Raw genomic sequence first — 15291 nt, 5'->3', positions numbered from 1 at the left:
CCGAACGAGCCGAACGAGCCGAACGAGCCGGCCCCGGCCCCGCGACCAGGCCGCGCGGAGCCGGGCGGCCCGGAACCGGCGGCGCGGACGCGACCAGCCAGGACCGGGCCGACCGGCTCCGTCAGACGCACTCCCAGGTGACGATGCGTCGGTCGGCGGGCACGACCTCGCGCACCGGACCCTCGACGCGGACGACCGCACGGTCCGTCGCAGCACCGGGGACCGGATCCGGAGCCGGCCCACCGCCCGACGCGACGATCCCGTCGGCGTGCACCGCGCCTCCCGGCCGTGACGCGGCAGCGTGGGACGCGACCCAGACCTCCACGTCCCCCGGCTCGACGACCTTCCGCATGTCCCGTCCCGAGAACGCGAACCGCTGGACGGGCACGTCGAACCGGACGCGCACCGACTCCCCCGGTGCCAGCGCGACCCGGGCGTACCCGAGCAGCTGCACGACCGGACGGGTCACGCTCCCCTGCACGTCGTGGCCGTAGAGCTGCACGACGTCCTCGCCCGGGCGATCCCCGGTGTTCCGCACCGTCACGGTGACCGCGAAGGCGTCCCCGGTGTCCACGGTCGGGTCGACGACGAGGTCCTCGTACGCGAAGGACGTGTACGCGAGCCCGAAGCCGAACGGTCGCACGGGTGTCGAGTCCGTGGCGGTGACGTCGGACGGTCCACCGAGCCGCGGGTGCAGGTAGGTGTACGGCTGCGCCCCGGCAGCGCGTGGGAGCGAGACCGGCAGCCGGCCCGACGGCGACGTCGCACCCGTCAGGAGGTCCGCGATCGCGAGCCCTCCGCCCTCACCGGGGAAGAACGCCTGCACGACGGCGGCGGGGCGGGGCGCATCGCCGTCGAGCGCCCATCCGAGTGCGTACGGCCGGCCGGTCAGCAGGACCACCACCGTCGGCGTGCCGGTGGCGACGACCGCCTCGACCAGCTCCCGCTGGACGCCGGGCAGGTCGAGCGTCTCGGTGTCGTTGCCCTCGCCGACGGTGCCGCGGCCGAACAGGCCGGCCTGGTCACCGACGACGACCACGGCGACGTCGGAGGCCTCGGCCACGGCGACGGCGTCGGCGAAGCCGCTCCGGTCCGTCCCCGTGACGGCGCACCCCGCGGCGAAGCGGACGGCGGACGCGCCGAGCGCCGCGGTGACGGCCTCGCGGACCGTCGGGATCTCGAAGCCGAGTGGCAGGTCCGGGTGCGACGCGAGCACGTGGTTCGCGAAGGAGTAGCAGCCCTGCAGCGCCTCGGCCCGGTCGGCGTTCGGGCCGATGAGCGCGACGGACGCCCCGGCGCGCAGCGGGAGCACGGGTGCTCCGTCCGCGGCGCCCGCGGGCGCCTCGTTCGACAGCAGCACCAGGGACCGCGCCGCCAAGCGCCGGGCGAGGGCCCGGTGGTGGGGCGTGTCGAGGTCGATCCCGGTCGGCGGCGCGTCCTCGAACGCGTCGGGGTCGAGCAGACCCTGGCGCTCCTTCTGCCGGAGCACCCGCAGGACGGCACGGTCGACCAGCGCCTCGTCCACGGCCCCGGAGCGGACGCGGTCGACGAGCGGCTGGAGGTAGGCGTCCCCGGTCGGCAGTTCGACGTCGATCCCGGCGGACAGCGCGAGCGCGGCGGCCTCGCCACGGTCTGCGGCGATGCCGTGCATGACCTCGAGGAACGCGACGGAGAAGTAGTCCGCGACGACCGTGCCGTCGAACCCGAGCCGGTCCCGGAGCACCCCGGTCAGCAGGTCCGCGTTGGCGGCGACGGGGACGCCGTCCACCTCGGCGTACGAGTTCATCACCGAGCGCGCCCCTCCGTCGCGGAGGGCCATCTCGAACGGCGGGAGGAAGACGTCGGCGAGCTCCCGGGGTCCGGCGTGCACGGGTGCGTGGTTCCGCCCGGCCTGCGACGCCGAGTACCCGAGGAAGTGCTTGAGCGTGGCGTCGATGCCGGCGCTCTGCAGGCCCCGCACGTACGCGGTGCCGATCGTCCCGACCAAGTAGGGGTCCTCGCCGATGCACTCGTCCACACGACCCCACCGCGGGTCGCGGACCACGTCGAGCACGGGCGCGAGGCCCTGGTGCACACCGAGCGACCGCATGGACGCGCCGATCGCGGCACCGACCTGCTCGACGAGGTCCGGGTCGAACGCGGCTCCCCACGCGAGCGGCGTCGGGAAGGTCGCCGCCTTCCACGCGGCGAGCCCGGTGAGGCACTCCTCGTGGACGAGCGCGGGCACGCCGAGCCGGGTCTCGCGCTTGAGCCGTCGCTGCTCCGCCCAGAGCCACGCCGCGCGGTCGTCGGGTTCGACGGGACGGGTGCCGTACACGCGGGTGAACTGGCCGATGCCGTGGCGGGTGATGTCGGCGAGGGTGCGGCCGCCGTCGGCGTCCTGGTGCGCTGCCATCTCGCCCTGCATCGGGGCGACGACGCCGTTCTGGTCGAGCCAGTAGCCGACGAGTTGTGCGGTCTTCTCCTCGAGGGTCATCGCGGCGAGCAGGGCGGCGGCGCGGTCGCCGTCGGTCGGCTCGGTGGCGGTGTCCGTCGCTGCGGTGGCGTCCTGGAGGCGCGGCGCGCCCCCGGCGGACCGCGTCGCGTCCGTCGCGGTCACCCCTTCACCGCCCCGGTCAGACCGCCGACGATGCGGCGCTGGAAGACGGCGAAGAACACGAGCGCCGGGATCATCGACAGCGAGGTGAACGCCAGCACCCGGGCGGTGTCGACGGAGTACTGCGACGAGAACGCCTGCACCCCGAGCGGCAGCGTGTACGCCGACGCGTCGTTGAGGATGAACAACGGCAGGATGTAGCTGTTCCAGCTGCCGATGAAGGCGAGGATGCCGACCGTGACGACGCCGGGCAGCGACAGCGGGACGACCATCCGGAAGAAGAACCCGAGGCGGCTCGCACCGTCGATGGACGCGGCCTCCTCGAGCTCGTCCGGGATCGCACGGAGGAAGGGCACGAGGATGATGACCGTCGTCGGCAGCGCGAACGCGATCTGCGGCAGGATCACCCCGGCGAGGCTGTTCGTCAGACCGAGGTCCTTCACGAGCAGGTACAGCGGCGTGATCGCGACGGTGATCGGGAACATCAGGCCCGCGGCGAACAGCGAGTAGAGCGCGTCCCGCCCGCGGAACCGGTAGCGCGCGATGACGAAGCTCACCATGAGGCCGAGCGCGACGACACCGACCGTTGTCGTGACGCCGGCGATCACCGAGTTGCCGAGCTCCTGCCAGAAGACGCCGCTGGACAGCACGGCGAGGTAGTTGTCGAACTGCCAGGGTGCCGGCAGCCCGGCGGGGCTCGCGGTGATCTGCGAGTTGCTGCGGAACCCGCCGAGCACGATGTACGCGACCGGGCCGATGCACACCGCGATGAACAGCAGCGCGATGAAGTAGGTGCCGAGGTTCCGCTGGCGTCGGACCGGACCGGTGTCGCGGGCCCGACGGCTCCCCTTCGGCGAGACGATGGAGGCGGTGACGGTCATCGATCGGCCTTCTCGGTGAGGGCGCCGGCGGTGTCGCGACGCAGGACGAACCGCTGGTAGACGAGGGCGACGACCAGCGAGATGAGGAAGATGACCACGGCGACGGCGTTGCCGTACCCGTAGTTGCCGGACATACGCCCGTTCGCGACCATGTACGTCGCCATCGTCGAGGTCCCCGCGGTCGCGGCGATGTACTGGCCCCAGATGATGTAGACGAGGTCGAAGAGCTGTAGCGACCCGATGATCGACAGGAACGCCCAGATGCGCACGGTCGGGCCGAGCAGCGGCAGGGTGATCCGACGCTGGATCTGCCAGTAGCTCGCGCCGTCGAGCTGCGCGGCCTCGAACAGTTCCTCGGGGATGCTCTGGAGCCCGGCGAGGAACAGGATCACGGCGAAGCCGATGTACTTCCACGAGATGATCGCGAGCAGCGTCCAGATCGCGATGTCCGGGTTGGACAGCCAGTCCGTTCGCAGCGCCCCGAGGCCGACCGCCTGGAGCAGGTCGTTCACGGCGCCGCTCGACTGGAGCATGAGGCTCCACCCGGTGCCGACGATCACCTCGGAGATGACGTACGGCACGAAGATGAGGACGCGGATCAGACCACGGCCGCGGATGCGCTGGTTGAGCAGCAGTGCGAGCACGACCGCGATCGGGCCCTGCACGATCAGCGAGCCGATCACGATGAACGCGTTGTGCAGGAGCACGCCCCGGAAGTCGGGGTCGGTGAAGATGATGGCGTAGTTCTGCAGACCGACGAAGTCGGTGGGGGTGCCGTACCCCTGCCACTTGTAGAAGCCGTAGTAGGCGGCGAGCGCGACGGGCAGGATGACGAACCCGACGAACATGATGGTCGCCGGGCCGGCGAGCACGGCGATCTCGATCCGGGTGCGGACGTCGGTGCCCTTCCGGGCCCGGCGGGCCGGGGCCGACGGCGAACCGTCGGCCCCGCCCTGGCGACGCCCCGCCCCGGACCGCGCTTCCCCGGACCGTTCCGGGGAGCGGGGTGCGACGGAGGTGGTCATCGTGTCCTCAGCCCTTGGCCGCAGCCTGGTTGACGGTCTTCACGATGTCGTCGACGGACCCCTTGCCGGCGAGCAGGTTGACGACGCTCGTGTTGAGGGCGTTGCCGACGTTCTGGCCGTACACGGTGTCGAGGTAGTTCGACACGAAGGGCGCCTTGTTGTAGGCCGCGAGCACGCTCTTGAGGTACGGCTCGGTGACGACCGACTGTGCGGACTTGTTCGCGGGGATGGCGTTGAACGCCTTGTAGTAGGCCTCCTGCACGGGCTTCTCGGTCATGTAGTTGAGGAAGTCGGTGCAGGCCTTCTTCGGTGCCTTCGCGGAGCAGGAGAACCCGTCCACGGCGCCCATCATCGAACCGGTCGCCCCCTTGCCGCCGGAGACCTCGGGGAACGGGAAGAAGCCGAGGTCGGGCAGCGGCTTGCCGTCCGGGGTGAGCGAGGAGATCACGCCCGGGTCCCACGCGCCCATGAGCTCCATCGCGGCCTTGTGGTTCGCGACGAGGCCGGCGGAGCTGCCGGCGCCCTGCTGCGCTGCGGTGGTGAGGTAGCCGTCGTTGAACGGCTTGGTGTCGAAGAACGCCTTGGTGTCCTTGCCCGCCTGGGTCCAGCAGGCGTTGTCGAACTTGAGGTCCTTCGCCGTCTTGGTGAGGGTGCTCTCGCTGCAGGCCCGGAGCGCGAAGTTGTAGTACCAGTGCGCGGCCGGCCAGGCGTCCTTCGCACCCACCGCGACCGGCTGGATCCCGGCGTCCTTGAGCTTCTGGATGTCGGCGTTGAGCTCGTCCATGGTCGTGGGCGTGCCCTGGATGCCGGCCTGCTTGAAGAGGTCCTGGCTGTACCAGATGCCCTCCGGGTTGACGTCGACCGGCATGGCCCAGGTCTTGCCGTCCTGCTGGTAGCCCTTGAAGGCGCCGGCGCTGACCTGGTCCTTCGCGTTGCTGCCGATCGAGCCGGTGATGTCCATCAGCTGGCCGGCGTTGACCATCGCGGCCATCTTGCCGCCGCCGCGCTGCAGGAACACGTCCGGGGCGGACCCGGAGTTGAGCGCGGTCTGCAGCTTGCCGTCCAGGTCCTCGTTCTGGATCGCCTGGATCTTGATGGTGACGTTCGGGTTCTTCGCCTCGAAGTCCTTGACGGTCTTCTCCCAGAACGCCTTGCCGGGGCCGGTCGTCGAGTTGTGCCAGAAGGTCATCGTGACCTTCCCGCCGTCGCTCGATGCGTCGCTGCCGCTCGAGCAGCCTGCGGCCACCAGTGCTGTCGCGCCGATCAGCGCGATGGCTGCCGCGGCACGGATCTTCCTCGTCATCGTGGAACTCCTGAAGTGTCGTCGTTGACATGCAGCGACATCGGTTGCCGCTGCGGAGAGCGTGACAGAGCCGCCACAGCCTTGTCAATCGTTATCGATAACGTTTTCGTTGCCGAGATCGAGCGTCCGCGGCGGTACGGTGAGCACATGGACTCGGCCCTCGGGATGCGTCCCGGTGCCGGCCGGGTGACGATCGCGGACGTCGCGCGCGCCGCCGGCGTCTCGATCCCGACGGTCTCGAAGGTGATCAACCAGCGCGACGGCGTGGCCCCGGCGACGATGCTCCGCGTGCAGGAGGTGGTCGAACAGCTCGGCTACGAGACCTCGCTCGTCGCCCGCAGCCTCCGCAGCTCCCGCACCGGGGTCGTCGGCATCCTGGTGCCCGAGTTCGAACCGTTCTCCACCGAGCTGCTCCGCGGGATCTCGAGCGCGACGACCGGCACCGGCTACGAGCTCCTCGCCTACGCGGGCCTCGTGACCGGAACGGACCAACCCGGGTGGGAGCGCAGGTCGCTCTCGCGGCTGTCCGGCACGCTCATCGACGGCGCCATCGTGGTCACGCCCACCACCGCGCTGTCGAGCTCGTCGATCCCCGTCGTCGCCATCGACCCGCACACCGGGCCCGAGGGGCACGCCACCGTCGACTCGGACAACGAGGAGGGCGGTGTCCAGGCGGTCCAGCACCTCCTCGCGCTCGGGCACACCCGCATCGCGCACCTCCACGGCCGCGCAGACCTGGCGTCCGCCCAGCTCCGGCAGGCCGGCTACCGACGTGCCCTGACGGACGCCGGCATCCCCGTCGACGAACGCCTGGTGCGCGACGGCGGGTACCAGGAGGACCAGTCCGCGGCGGCCGCCCGTGACCTGCTGTCGATGCCCGACCGCCCGACTGCCGTGTTCGCCGCGAACGACTCCTCAGCGGTCGGTGTGCTCCGGGCGGCGTCCGAGCTCGGCCTCCGCGTCCCCGAGGACCTGTCGGTCGTCGGGTTCGACGACGTCCCACAGGCGTCCATGACCACCCCGCCGCTCACGACGGTGGCCCAGCCGCTGACCGAACTCGGATCCCGGGCGGTCGACATGCTCCTGACGATGCTGCGCGGGGAACCGGCGTCGGCCCACGTCCGGCTGCCGACCACGCTGCGCGTCCGCCGGAGCACCGCGCCCGTGCCGAACGCGCGCTGACTGCGCGCCGCGCCCGTGCCGCACGCACGCTGACGGCGCGCCGGCCGAGCGCCGCACCGCCTCAGCGACGGAGCGTCTGCTTCGGGTACTCGCCGAACCGCTCGGCGTACGCGGCCGAGAACCGTCCGAGGTGCGCGAACCCCCACCGACGCGCGACGTCCCCGACGGCACCGGCCTGGGGATCGGCGTCGAGCAGTTCCGCACGGACGCGGTCGAGCCGGACCTGTCGGAGGTAGGTCAGGGGCGACACGTCGAAGACCCGCCGGAACGATTCCTGCACGGACCGGACGCTCAACCCCGACACCTCGGAGAGGTCGGCGATCGTCACCGGCTCGGACGCGTGGTCGTGGATGTACTCGACCGCTGCCCGGAGGCGGGCGTTGCGCGGCTGCCCGAGCACCACCGGCAGGTCGTCCAGCTGCGGTGGGAAGAGGTCGAGGAAGACCTCGGCCGCGGCGGTCTTCGCGGCCTGCCACGCCACCGATTCCGGCCCGCCCACGCGGAGCGCCCTGGCGAGCGCCGTCATCGCGCCGTGCCACCGGCGCGCACCCTCCTGGTCGGCGACGCGGTGGTCGTCGAAACGCAGCGCGTGCTCGCCGACGTCAGAGCGTGCGGCGGCGACACGGTGCAGGAACGCTCGGTCGAAGTGGACGAGGCGCTGGTCGTAGTCCTCGGTGCGGAACGAGAACGGATGGTCCGGCGGGATCAGCACGGGGGTCTCGAGCGGGAGTTCGCGTCGGTCGCCGAGCCGCTGGACCTCGGCCGACCCGGTGCTCATCCAGGTGACGACGTAGTCGCCACCCGCGGCGACGAGGCCGCTCAGGACGCCCCGGAGCTGCGACCGGCGGATCGTCACCTCGGCATCGCCGAGGGCGGTGTACCGGTACTCGAAAGCTTCACCGGTCGGCTGCGCGACCCACCGCTCGCCGCCGTAGACCCCTCCGAGGTCGCGCACGGCATCGTCCGGTCGGTGCCCGGTGACCTCGAAGCGGACCGTCGCGGGGGTCGAGGGTTCGTCTTCCCCGAACGCCTCGATCAACGGGTCGGCCACACGGGCCTCCGCAGGGGATCGACTGTCCGGAATCCACCGTTCTCGGCGTTATCTGGATACGCTGTGACGGTGAGCGCGGCGTATCGTTGCGCGGAACCGACACGCACCAGAGGGGCGACCGCGTGAGTGAGATCGACCTGACGGCCGCCGTCACCCGACTCGAGGCGGCGATGGGGGCCCTGCGCGCCCGGCTGCGGGAACGGCTCGGCATCTCCGGCAACGACCTCACCGTGCTGCAGTTCGTCGCCCGTGCAGCCGCGGCGGAGCGGACGGTCCGGGTGAAGGACCTCGCGGCGCACCTGGGCCTCAGCGGTCCGGCGGTCACCGGGACGGTGGATCGTCTCGAACGTGCCGGTCACCTCTGCCGGGTGCCGAACCCCGACGACGGCCGGAGCCGGTTCATCGAGCTGACCGAGGCCACGCAGCACGCCTACGCCTCCGCGATGGACAGCACGAACGAGCGTCTGCACGAGCTGTTGTCCTCCTTCACTGATCGGGAACGAGCCAAGTACGTCCAGGTCATCGACCGCGTGGTCGAGGCCATCGAGTTCGGCGCGCCGACCCCGTAGCGGCGACCCCGTAGCGGCAGAGTACGGGCGCGCGAGCACCCCCTCGAACATTTGTCCAGCAAGCGCAGTTGCGTAACTTCCCGACCTATCTTGCCGGACGAGCAGCTGCGTCGTCCGTACGTTCGTCCTCGGGTGCCCCCGAACGGGGGGACGAGGACGACGAGGAGGAATCATGGGCAACTACGAATCCCAGCAGGGCGTCGATCCGGTGCGCATCGAGACGTTCCGGCGGATGCGCAAGCGCTGGAAGTACGGCGAGCTGCAGGACGCTCCGGGTCTGTACGAGGACTTCTTCACCGACACGGCGCGCGACGCGCGACGCGTCTGACAGAGCACGACCGACGGACGGGAGGCGCGTGGCGGGATCGCCACGCGCCTCCAGTGCGTCCGGGGCTCGCCATGCCGTCCCGCCCGCCGCGTCAGGACGGAGCGGGCGCGGTCGATTCGGCGAGGTGCATCGCGCACGGGATGAGCGCGTGGGTCAGCTCGACGCTGCCGCCCTCGAGCCGTTCGACCAGCGACTCCACGGCGAGGCGCCCGAGTTCCGGGCCGGGGGCGTTCAACGTGGTGAGCACCGGTTCGGTCGCCGCTCCGGCGCCGTCGGAGGACACGATCGCGATGACGGAGACGTCCTCGGGCACCCGCCGCCCTGCCGCGGTCAGCCCGCTGACGAGCCCGAAGTTCGAGTCGTCCTTCATGATGATCGCGGCGGTGACCGCCGGGTCCTCCTCGAGGAGCGCTGCCGCGGCCCGTCGTCCGCCCTCCGCGGAAGCGCCCGCGGCCACGACCGTGCCGTACATCCCCCGAGCGGCGACGGACGCCCGGAAGGCGGCCTCGGTGCGGACCTTCGGGCCGTACTCCGCCATGGCCGTCCCGTCGAGGTCCTCGACGACCAGGCCGACGCGACGGTGCCCGAGCCCGGCGAAGTGGTCGAGCGCGTCCTCGACGGTCCGCTCGAAGTCGATGTCGACGTAGGACATCGCCGACGGCTCCGCGGTGCGGCCGATCGCGACGAACGGCACGTCCATCGCCTCGAGCTGCGCGATCCGGGGGTCGTGCATCGTGACCTCCATCACGACGACCCCGTCCGCCAGCCCGCCGGAGATCAGGTCCCGGACGTCTTCGGCGGTGGCGGCAGCGGGCCACAGGACGAGGTGGTAGCCGAGCTCGGACGCCCGGCTCGCCGCGCTCGTGAAGAACTGCATCGCGGTCTGTCCGAGCCGGTGTTCGAGGACGGGGAAGAGCAGCGCCAGGATCCGCGTCCGGCGCGACGCGAGGGCGCGCGCGACCACGTTGTTGCGGTAGCCGAGCTCGCGCATGGCCGCGGTCACCCGGGCGCGGGTGTCCGCGGAGACCCGCTTGTTGCCGTTCACGACGAACGAGACGGTCGCGATGGAGACGCCGGCGCGTTCGGCGACCTGCTGCATCGTCGCCATGCCCTCCCCCGTTCGTCCGATCCGCTCACTGTAGCGCCGTCCCGATCCGGGAAAGTTCATCTAAGCGCTTTACTGTCGAAGCGCTTAGATGCTACGGTCGTGCCCACTCGGGACGCGACGGAGCGCTTCTGGTCCGGTTCGCCCCCGATCCACGGACGGCACGACGTCCGTGTCCGGCAACCATCCAGAGAAGAGCGAAGCAATGAAGCCTCGACACCGCAGGATCGCCCCGGTCCTCAGCGCGGTCGCCATGCTGGCGACCGTCCCCCTCGTCCTCGCCGGCTGCTCCGGGGGCTCCTCCGCGAGCCCCGGCGGCAAGGTCGACTCCATCACCGTGCTCGACTACTACAACCAGGGCAACGACAAGAAGGTCATCGGCGAGTACCTCGACAAGTGCGGCGCCGAGAACGACGTCACGATCAAGCGCAGCCTCGTCCCGGGCTCCTCGCTCATCCAGAAGGTGCTCCAGCAGGCGTCGTCGAAGACCCTGCCGGACGTCCTCATGCTCGACAACCCGGACCTCCAGCAGATCGCCGAGACCGGGGCGCTCTCGCCGCTCACCGACTACGGCATCTCGACCGACGGGTACGCCAAGGGCGTGCTGCAGGCCGGGACCTACAAGGGCAAGGTCTACGGCCTCGCCCCCACCGTGAACACGATCGCGCTGTTCTACGACAAGAAGAAGCTCGCGGCGGCCGGCATCACGCCGCCGAAGACGTGGGACGAGCTCAAGACCGACGCCGCGAAGCTGACCTCCGGCAGCCAGTACGGGTTCGCCGTGGACGCCAACGCCACCTACGAGGGCACCTGGCAGTTCCTGCCGTTCATGTGGTCCAACGGCGGTGACGAGAAGGACATCGCCACCGCGAAGACCGCCGAAGCCCTCACCCTGTGGAAGGACCTGGTCGACGACGGGTCGATGTCGAAGAGCGTCCTCAACTGGACCCAGGCCGACGTGAACGACCAGTTCATGGCGGGCAAGGCCGCGATGATGATCAACGGTCCGTGGCAGATCCCGGCGCTCAAGCAGTCCGGCATCGACTACGGCATCGCGCAGATCCCGGTGCAGTCGGCCGGCGACACCGCCGTCGCACCGCTCGGCGGCGAGGTGTGGACCGTCCCGAACACCGGCGACAAGGCCAAGCAGCAGGTCGCCGCGAAGATCGTCGACTGCATGAACGACGCGAAGAACCAGCTCGCCATGGCGAAGCTCCGCTACACGATCCCGTCGAAGACCGACGTGGCGCAGCAGTTCGGCAAGGACGTCCCCGAGGAGCAGGTGTTCGTCGACCTCGTGGCCGACGCCCGCGCCCGCACCGGCGAGCTCGGCGCGGACTGGCCGAAGGCGGCGACGAAGATCTACACGGCCGTCCAGTCGGCGCTGACCGGGCAGGCCTCGCCCGCGGACGCGCTGAAGAACGCGCAGTCGAGCAACTGAGCATGACGACCGCGACCGAGGTCGCCCCGCCGCGGGCCGTCGGCGACGGAGCCACCGCTCCGTCCCGGCGGCCCGGGCGCCGGGGGCCGTCCCTGCGCTTCGAACGGATCGCGCAGCTGCTGTTCCTGCTGCCGGCCGTCCTGTTCCTCCTGCTGTTCTTCGGCTACCCCGTGGTGAAGAACATCGTGATGAGCTTCCAGGCCTACACGACGTCGACCTTCTACACGGGCGAGGCGCCCTGGGTCGGCATCGCGAACTACGCCTCCGTGGTGTCGTCCCAGCTGTTCGGTCCGGCGCTGCTCAACACGGCCCTGTTCACCATCGGGTCGATCGTCGGGCAGTTCGTCATCGGGCTCCTGCTGGCGCTGTTCTTCCGGCGGAACTTCCCGCTGTCCGGGCTGCTGCGCTCCCTGCTCCTGCTCCCCTGGCTGCTCCCGCTCATCGTCTCGAGCGCGGTGTGGAAGTGGATGCTCGACCAGGACTCGGGCGTCGTGAACCAGTTCCTGCACGCGTTCGGCATCGGCTCCGTGCCGTGGCTGACGAGCCCCGCGGTCGCGCTCGTGACCGTCATCGGCGTGAACATCTGGATCGGCATCCCGTTCAACACGACGATCCTCTACGGCGGCCTGCAGGACATCCCGACGGAGCTCTACGAGGCGGCAGCGCTCGACGGTGCCACCGGGTGGAAGGCGTTCTGGTCGATCACCTGGCCGATGCTCCGGCCCGTCGTCAGCGTCACCCTCGTGCTCGGCGTCGTCTACACGATCAAGGTGCTCGACATCATCCTCGGGTTGACGAACGGTGGGCCCGCGAACGCCACGCAGACCATCGCCACCCAGTCGTACGACCTGTCCTTCAAGCAGTTCGACTTCGGGCAGGGCGCCGCGCTGAGCAACATCCTCATCGTGATCTCGGCCCTGTTCGCGATCGTCTACCTCCGCCTCAACAGGAAGGCCGTCGATGACTGAGACCGCACTCCGCACCCGCGCCGTCGTGACCCGTGGGTCCCGCCGGCCCCGCAGCGGCACCACCTGGAAGCAGTGGGTCCTGTCCGGCGTCGGGATCCTCATCCTCGCCGTGATGCTCTTCCCGGTGTACTGGATGATCAACATCTCGCTGCAGCCGGCCGGCCCCGCGATCGAGGCCGCCTGGTTCCCGATCCACGCCCAGCTGAACGGGTACGTGCAGGCCATCGCCGACCAGGGCGGTGCCCTCCTCACGAGCCTCGCGATCGCGCTCGGCAGCGTGGTGGTCAGCCTGCTCATCGCCACGCCCGCCTCCTACGCGCTCGCGCAGTTCAAGGTGCGCGGCGTGGGAGCGGTGCTGTTCGGCATCCTCATCTCGCAGATGATCCCGGGCATCGTGGTGGCGAACGCGCTGTACGCCGCCTACAACGACCTCGGGCTGCTCAACACGATCCCCGGGCTGGTCCTCGCCGACTCCACCGCCGGCGTTCCCTTCGCGATCCTCATCATGCGCGCGTTCATGCTGAACATCCCACCGTCGATCATCGAGGCCGCGAAGGTCGACGGGGCGGGGAACTTCCGGGCGTTCCGGTCGGTCGTCGTGCCGATCAGCGCGAACGCCCTCATCACCGCCGGGCTCTTCACGTTCCTGTTCACCTGGAGCGACTTCCTGTTCGCCCTGACGCTCACCACCACCGGCGACGTCCGGCCGATCACCCTCGGCATCTACAACTACATCGGCACGTTCACCGCCGACTGGTCGACCGTCATGGCCGCAGCGGTGATGGCGTCGATCCCTGCCATCGTGCTGCTGCTCGTGGCACAGAAGTTCATCGCCGCCGGGGCCACCGGCGGTGCCGTCAAGTGACCTCGGCCCCCACCGCCGACGCGACGCACGACCCAGAGAGGTACACACCATGACCACCACCCCGCTCCGCATCACCGTCTGGGGCGAGAACGTCCACGAGCAGGTCGAGCAGCACGTCGCCGACCGGTACCCGGACGGGATGCACGGCGCCATCGCCGACGGCATCCGCGAGAACCTGCCGGAGGCCGTCGTCCGCACCGCCACCATGCAGGAACCCGAGCACGGGCTCACCGACGCGGTCCTCGCCGAGACCGACGTCCTCACCTGGTGGGGCCACGCCGCGCACCAGGACGTCGACGACGCCGTCGTGGACCGCGTGCACAAGCACGTGCTCTCCGGCATGGGGCTCGTGGTCCTGCACTCGGGCCACTGGTCGAAGATCTTCGGGAAGCTGATGGGTACGACCTGCACGCTCCGGTGGCGGAGTGAGCACGACCAGGAGCTCGTCTGGACCGTGAACCCGCAGCACCCCATCACGCGCGGCGTCCCCAACCCGATCGTCATCCCCGAGCAGGAGATGTACGGCGAGTACTTCGACGTGCCGACCCCCGACGAACTCGTGTTCATCTCGGGCTTCACCGGCGGCGAGGTGTTCCGCAGCGGCATGACCTACCGCCGCGGCCTCGGGAAGATCTTCTACTTCTCCCCCGGCGACCAGGACTTCCCCGTCTACCACCACCCGGACGTCCGGCGCGTCATCGCGAACGCCGCCGAGTGGGCGCGACCCGAACGCGAACGGGAGATCCCCACGCTGCGCCGCTACGAGCTCGGCGAGTACTTCGACGGCCAGCACTACCGCGGTCCGTTCGACGACGCGCCCGTCGACGACGAGGTGCACGCGTGACCCTCCGCGTCGTCCAGGTCGGCGCCGGCGGGATGGGCCGGGCCTGGCTCGGGACCGTCGCCGCCGACCCCGACGTCGAACTCGTCGGCATCGTCGACCTCGACCTGGACGCAGCCCGCGCCGGGGCCGCCCACGCCGGCGACCCAACGATCCCGGTCGGCACGGACCTCACCGCGCTGGCCGCCGAGACGGGTGCGGAGGCGGTGCTCGACATCACCGTGCCCGTCGCCCACCACCCGGTGACGCTCGAGGCACTGCGCGCGGGACTGCCCGTGCTCGGCGAGAAGCCGGCCGCGCAGACGGTCGCCGAGGCGCTCTCGCTCGCCGCCGCCGCGGAGGTCACGGGCCGGCTGTTCATGGTGTCGCAGTCCCGCCGGTACAACGACCAGCTCGTCGCGTTCCGGCAGCACGTCCGCGGGCTCGGCGGGGTCGGCGGCCTGAGCACGCGGTTCGCGAAGGCCCCGCACTTCGGTGGCTTCCGCGAGGAGATGGACGACGTGCTCCTGCTCGACATGGCGATCCACGCGTTCGACACGGCGCGCTACGTGCTCGAGCGCGACCCGGTGTCCGTGTACTGCGAGTCGTGGAACCCGTCGTGGTCCTGGTACCGGGGGGACGCCGCCGCTGCCGCGGTCTTCACGTTCGAGGACGACGTGCGGTACGTGTACGACGGCTCGTGGTGCGCCCCGGGAGCCGAGACCTCGTGGAACGGCGACTGGCGGGCGTCCGGCGCGGCGGGGACGGCGCTCTGGGACGGTGACCACGACCCGTGGAGCGACCTCGACGGCGTCCCGGGCAGGCCGACCGGAGCGCCGAGCGTCGGGAACGAGATCGCGGGCTCCCTCGCGTCCTTCGTGCGCGCCGTCCGTTCCGGACAGGTGCCGGACGGCGAGGTGCACGGCAACGTGATGAGCCTGACGATGGTGGACGCCGCCATCGCGTCGGCACGGTCCGGTGGTCGCGTCGTCATCGACGAGGTGCTCGAGCGGGCACACGCGGACGCGCTCGCGGCGGAGCAGGACGAGGCCGTCCGCGCGCGGCTCGCCTCGTGGGGATCGGTGCGCGACGCGCTGGCGTCGTGGTCGCCGGAGGCGGCCGCCCTCGGCTGACCGACCGGCGGTGCACGGGAGGCG

At 70.7% G+C, this 15291-nt stretch carries 14 protein-coding genes; 8 read left to right on the top strand and 6 right to left on the bottom strand.

What is annotated here, in order from left to right; all coding sequences use genetic code 11:
- Nucleotides 1–121 precede the first annotated feature (121 nt).
- Genes ACTJKO_RS14685 through ACTJKO_RS14670 form a run of 4 tightly spaced genes read right to left on the bottom strand, consistent with a single transcriptional unit; the run spans nt 122 to nt 5805 of the window.
- Nucleotides 122–2599, bottom strand: a complete 2478-nt coding sequence (locus ACTJKO_RS14685; protein WP_440689883.1) for a glycoside hydrolase family 3 N-terminal domain-containing protein — start codon at nt 2597–2599, stop codon at nt 122–124.
- Entirely contained in the window at nt 2596–3477 is an 882-nt protein-coding gene (locus ACTJKO_RS14680; RefSeq protein WP_440689882.1) for a carbohydrate ABC transporter permease, read from the bottom strand. The genes ACTJKO_RS14685 and ACTJKO_RS14680 overlap by 4 nt, the downstream gene beginning before the upstream one ends.
- A complete protein-coding gene (locus ACTJKO_RS14675) occupies nt 3474–4502 on the bottom strand; it encodes a carbohydrate ABC transporter permease (protein WP_440689881.1) in 1029 nt (342 codons plus the stop codon). The genes ACTJKO_RS14680 and ACTJKO_RS14675 overlap by 4 nt, the downstream gene beginning before the upstream one ends.
- A gap of 7 nt (nt 4503–4509) precedes the next feature.
- Nucleotides 4510–5805: an ABC transporter substrate-binding protein gene (locus ACTJKO_RS14670; protein ID WP_440689880.1), complete on the bottom strand. Its 1296-nt coding sequence runs from the start codon at nt 5803–5805 to the stop codon at nt 4510–4512.
- Between the two features lie 147 nt (nt 5806–5952).
- Here ACTJKO_RS14670 and ACTJKO_RS14665 point away from each other — a divergent pair, with 147 nt between their 5' ends.
- Entirely contained in the window at nt 5953–6987 is a 1035-nt protein-coding gene (locus ACTJKO_RS14665; protein ID WP_440689879.1) for a LacI family DNA-binding transcriptional regulator, read from the top strand.
- A gap of 61 nt (nt 6988–7048) precedes the next feature.
- Here the strand turns inward: ACTJKO_RS14665 and ACTJKO_RS14660 are convergent, their stop codons facing one another.
- Complete coding sequence (locus ACTJKO_RS14660; RefSeq protein ID WP_440689878.1) at nt 7049–8038, bottom strand: AraC family transcriptional regulator; 990 nt, start codon at nt 8036–8038, stop codon at nt 7049–7051.
- A gap of 122 nt (nt 8039–8160) precedes the next feature.
- Here ACTJKO_RS14660 and ACTJKO_RS14655 point away from each other — a divergent pair, with 122 nt between their 5' ends.
- Complete coding sequence (locus tag ACTJKO_RS14655) at nt 8161–8607, top strand: MarR family winged helix-turn-helix transcriptional regulator (protein WP_440689877.1); 447 nt, start codon at nt 8161–8163, stop codon at nt 8605–8607.
- Between the two features lie 172 nt (nt 8608–8779).
- The gene (locus ACTJKO_RS14650) at nt 8780–8935 is read left to right on the top strand and encodes a hypothetical protein (protein ID WP_440689876.1); all 156 of its coding nucleotides are present in this window, start codon (nt 8780–8782) and stop codon (nt 8933–8935) included.
- A 91-nt stretch (nt 8936–9026) separates the two neighbouring features.
- On the opposite strand, the gene ACTJKO_RS14645 is transcribed toward ACTJKO_RS14650, so the two are convergent.
- A complete protein-coding gene (locus tag ACTJKO_RS14645; RefSeq protein ID WP_440689875.1) occupies nt 9027–10043 on the bottom strand; it encodes a LacI family DNA-binding transcriptional regulator in 1017 nt (338 codons plus the stop codon).
- Nucleotides 10044–10245: 202 nt separating this feature from the next.
- On the opposite strand from ACTJKO_RS14645, the gene ACTJKO_RS14640 reads away from it, so the two are divergent.
- Genes ACTJKO_RS14640 through ACTJKO_RS14620 form a run of 5 tightly spaced genes read left to right on the top strand, consistent with a single transcriptional unit; the run spans nt 10246 to nt 15267 of the window.
- Complete coding sequence (locus ACTJKO_RS14640) at nt 10246–11481, top strand: sugar ABC transporter substrate-binding protein (protein WP_440689874.1); 1236 nt, start codon at nt 10246–10248, stop codon at nt 11479–11481.
- Nucleotides 11482–11483: 2 nt separating this feature from the next.
- Entirely contained in the window at nt 11484–12449 is a 966-nt protein-coding gene (locus tag ACTJKO_RS14635) for a carbohydrate ABC transporter permease (protein ID WP_440689873.1), read from the top strand.
- Nucleotides 12442–13314 carry a carbohydrate ABC transporter permease gene (locus tag ACTJKO_RS14630; RefSeq protein ID WP_440689872.1) on the top strand — a complete coding sequence of 291 codons (873 nt, stop codon included), beginning with the start codon at nt 12442–12444 and terminating at the stop codon, nt 13312–13314. The genes ACTJKO_RS14635 and ACTJKO_RS14630 overlap by 8 nt, the downstream gene beginning before the upstream one ends.
- Before the next feature lie 49 nt (nt 13315–13363).
- Nucleotides 13364–14158, top strand: a complete 795-nt coding sequence (locus ACTJKO_RS14625) for a ThuA domain-containing protein (protein WP_440689871.1) — start codon at nt 13364–13366, stop codon at nt 14156–14158.
- On the top strand, nt 14155–15267 hold the full coding sequence (locus tag ACTJKO_RS14620) for a Gfo/Idh/MocA family protein (RefSeq protein WP_440689870.1): 1113 nt from the start codon (nt 14155–14157) through the stop codon (nt 15265–15267). Before ACTJKO_RS14625 ends, ACTJKO_RS14620 begins: the two co-directional genes overlap by 4 nt.
- Nucleotides 15268–15291 lie beyond the last annotated feature (24 nt).

The sequence above is a fragment of the Curtobacterium sp. 22159 genome, from assembly GCF_052045775.1.
In the GTDB taxonomy this organism is placed as follows: Bacteria; Actinomycetota; Actinomycetes; order Actinomycetales; family Microbacteriaceae; genus Curtobacterium.
The sequence above is the reverse complement of the archived record's forward strand: the minus strand, read 5'-3'. Positions and strand labels throughout refer to the sequence as shown.

Bases quoted from the DNA above. Each gene is read 5' to 3' on its own strand.
- ACTJKO_RS14665 (WP_440689879.1), top strand. From the start codon at position 5,953: ATGGACTCGGCCCTCGGGATGCGTCCCGGTGCCGGCCGGGTGACGATC.
- ACTJKO_RS14680 (WP_440689882.1), bottom strand. From the start codon at position 3,477: ATGACCGTCACCGCCTCCATCGTCTCGCCGAAGGGGAGCCGTCGGGCC.
- ACTJKO_RS14630 (WP_440689872.1), top strand. From the start codon at position 12,442: ATGACTGAGACCGCACTCCGCACCCGCGCCGTCGTGACCCGTGGGTCC.
- ACTJKO_RS14635 (WP_440689873.1), top strand. From the start codon at position 11,484: ATGACGACCGCGACCGAGGTCGCCCCGCCGCGGGCCGTCGGCGACGGA.
- ACTJKO_RS14640 (WP_440689874.1), top strand. From the start codon at position 10,246: ATGAAGCCTCGACACCGCAGGATCGCCCCGGTCCTCAGCGCGGTCGCC.
- ACTJKO_RS14645 (WP_440689875.1), bottom strand. From the start codon at position 10,043: ATGGCGACGATGCAGCAGGTCGCCGAACGCGCCGGCGTCTCCATCGCG.
- ACTJKO_RS14625 (WP_440689871.1), top strand. From the start codon at position 13,364: ATGACCACCACCCCGCTCCGCATCACCGTCTGGGGCGAGAACGTCCAC.
- ACTJKO_RS14670 (WP_440689880.1), bottom strand. From the start codon at position 5,805: ATGACGAGGAAGATCCGTGCCGCGGCAGCCATCGCGCTGATCGGCGCG.
- ACTJKO_RS14650 (WP_440689876.1), top strand. From the start codon at position 8,780: ATGGGCAACTACGAATCCCAGCAGGGCGTCGATCCGGTGCGCATCGAG.
- ACTJKO_RS14675 (WP_440689881.1), bottom strand. From the start codon at position 4,502: ATGACCACCTCCGTCGCACCCCGCTCCCCGGAACGGTCCGGGGAAGCG.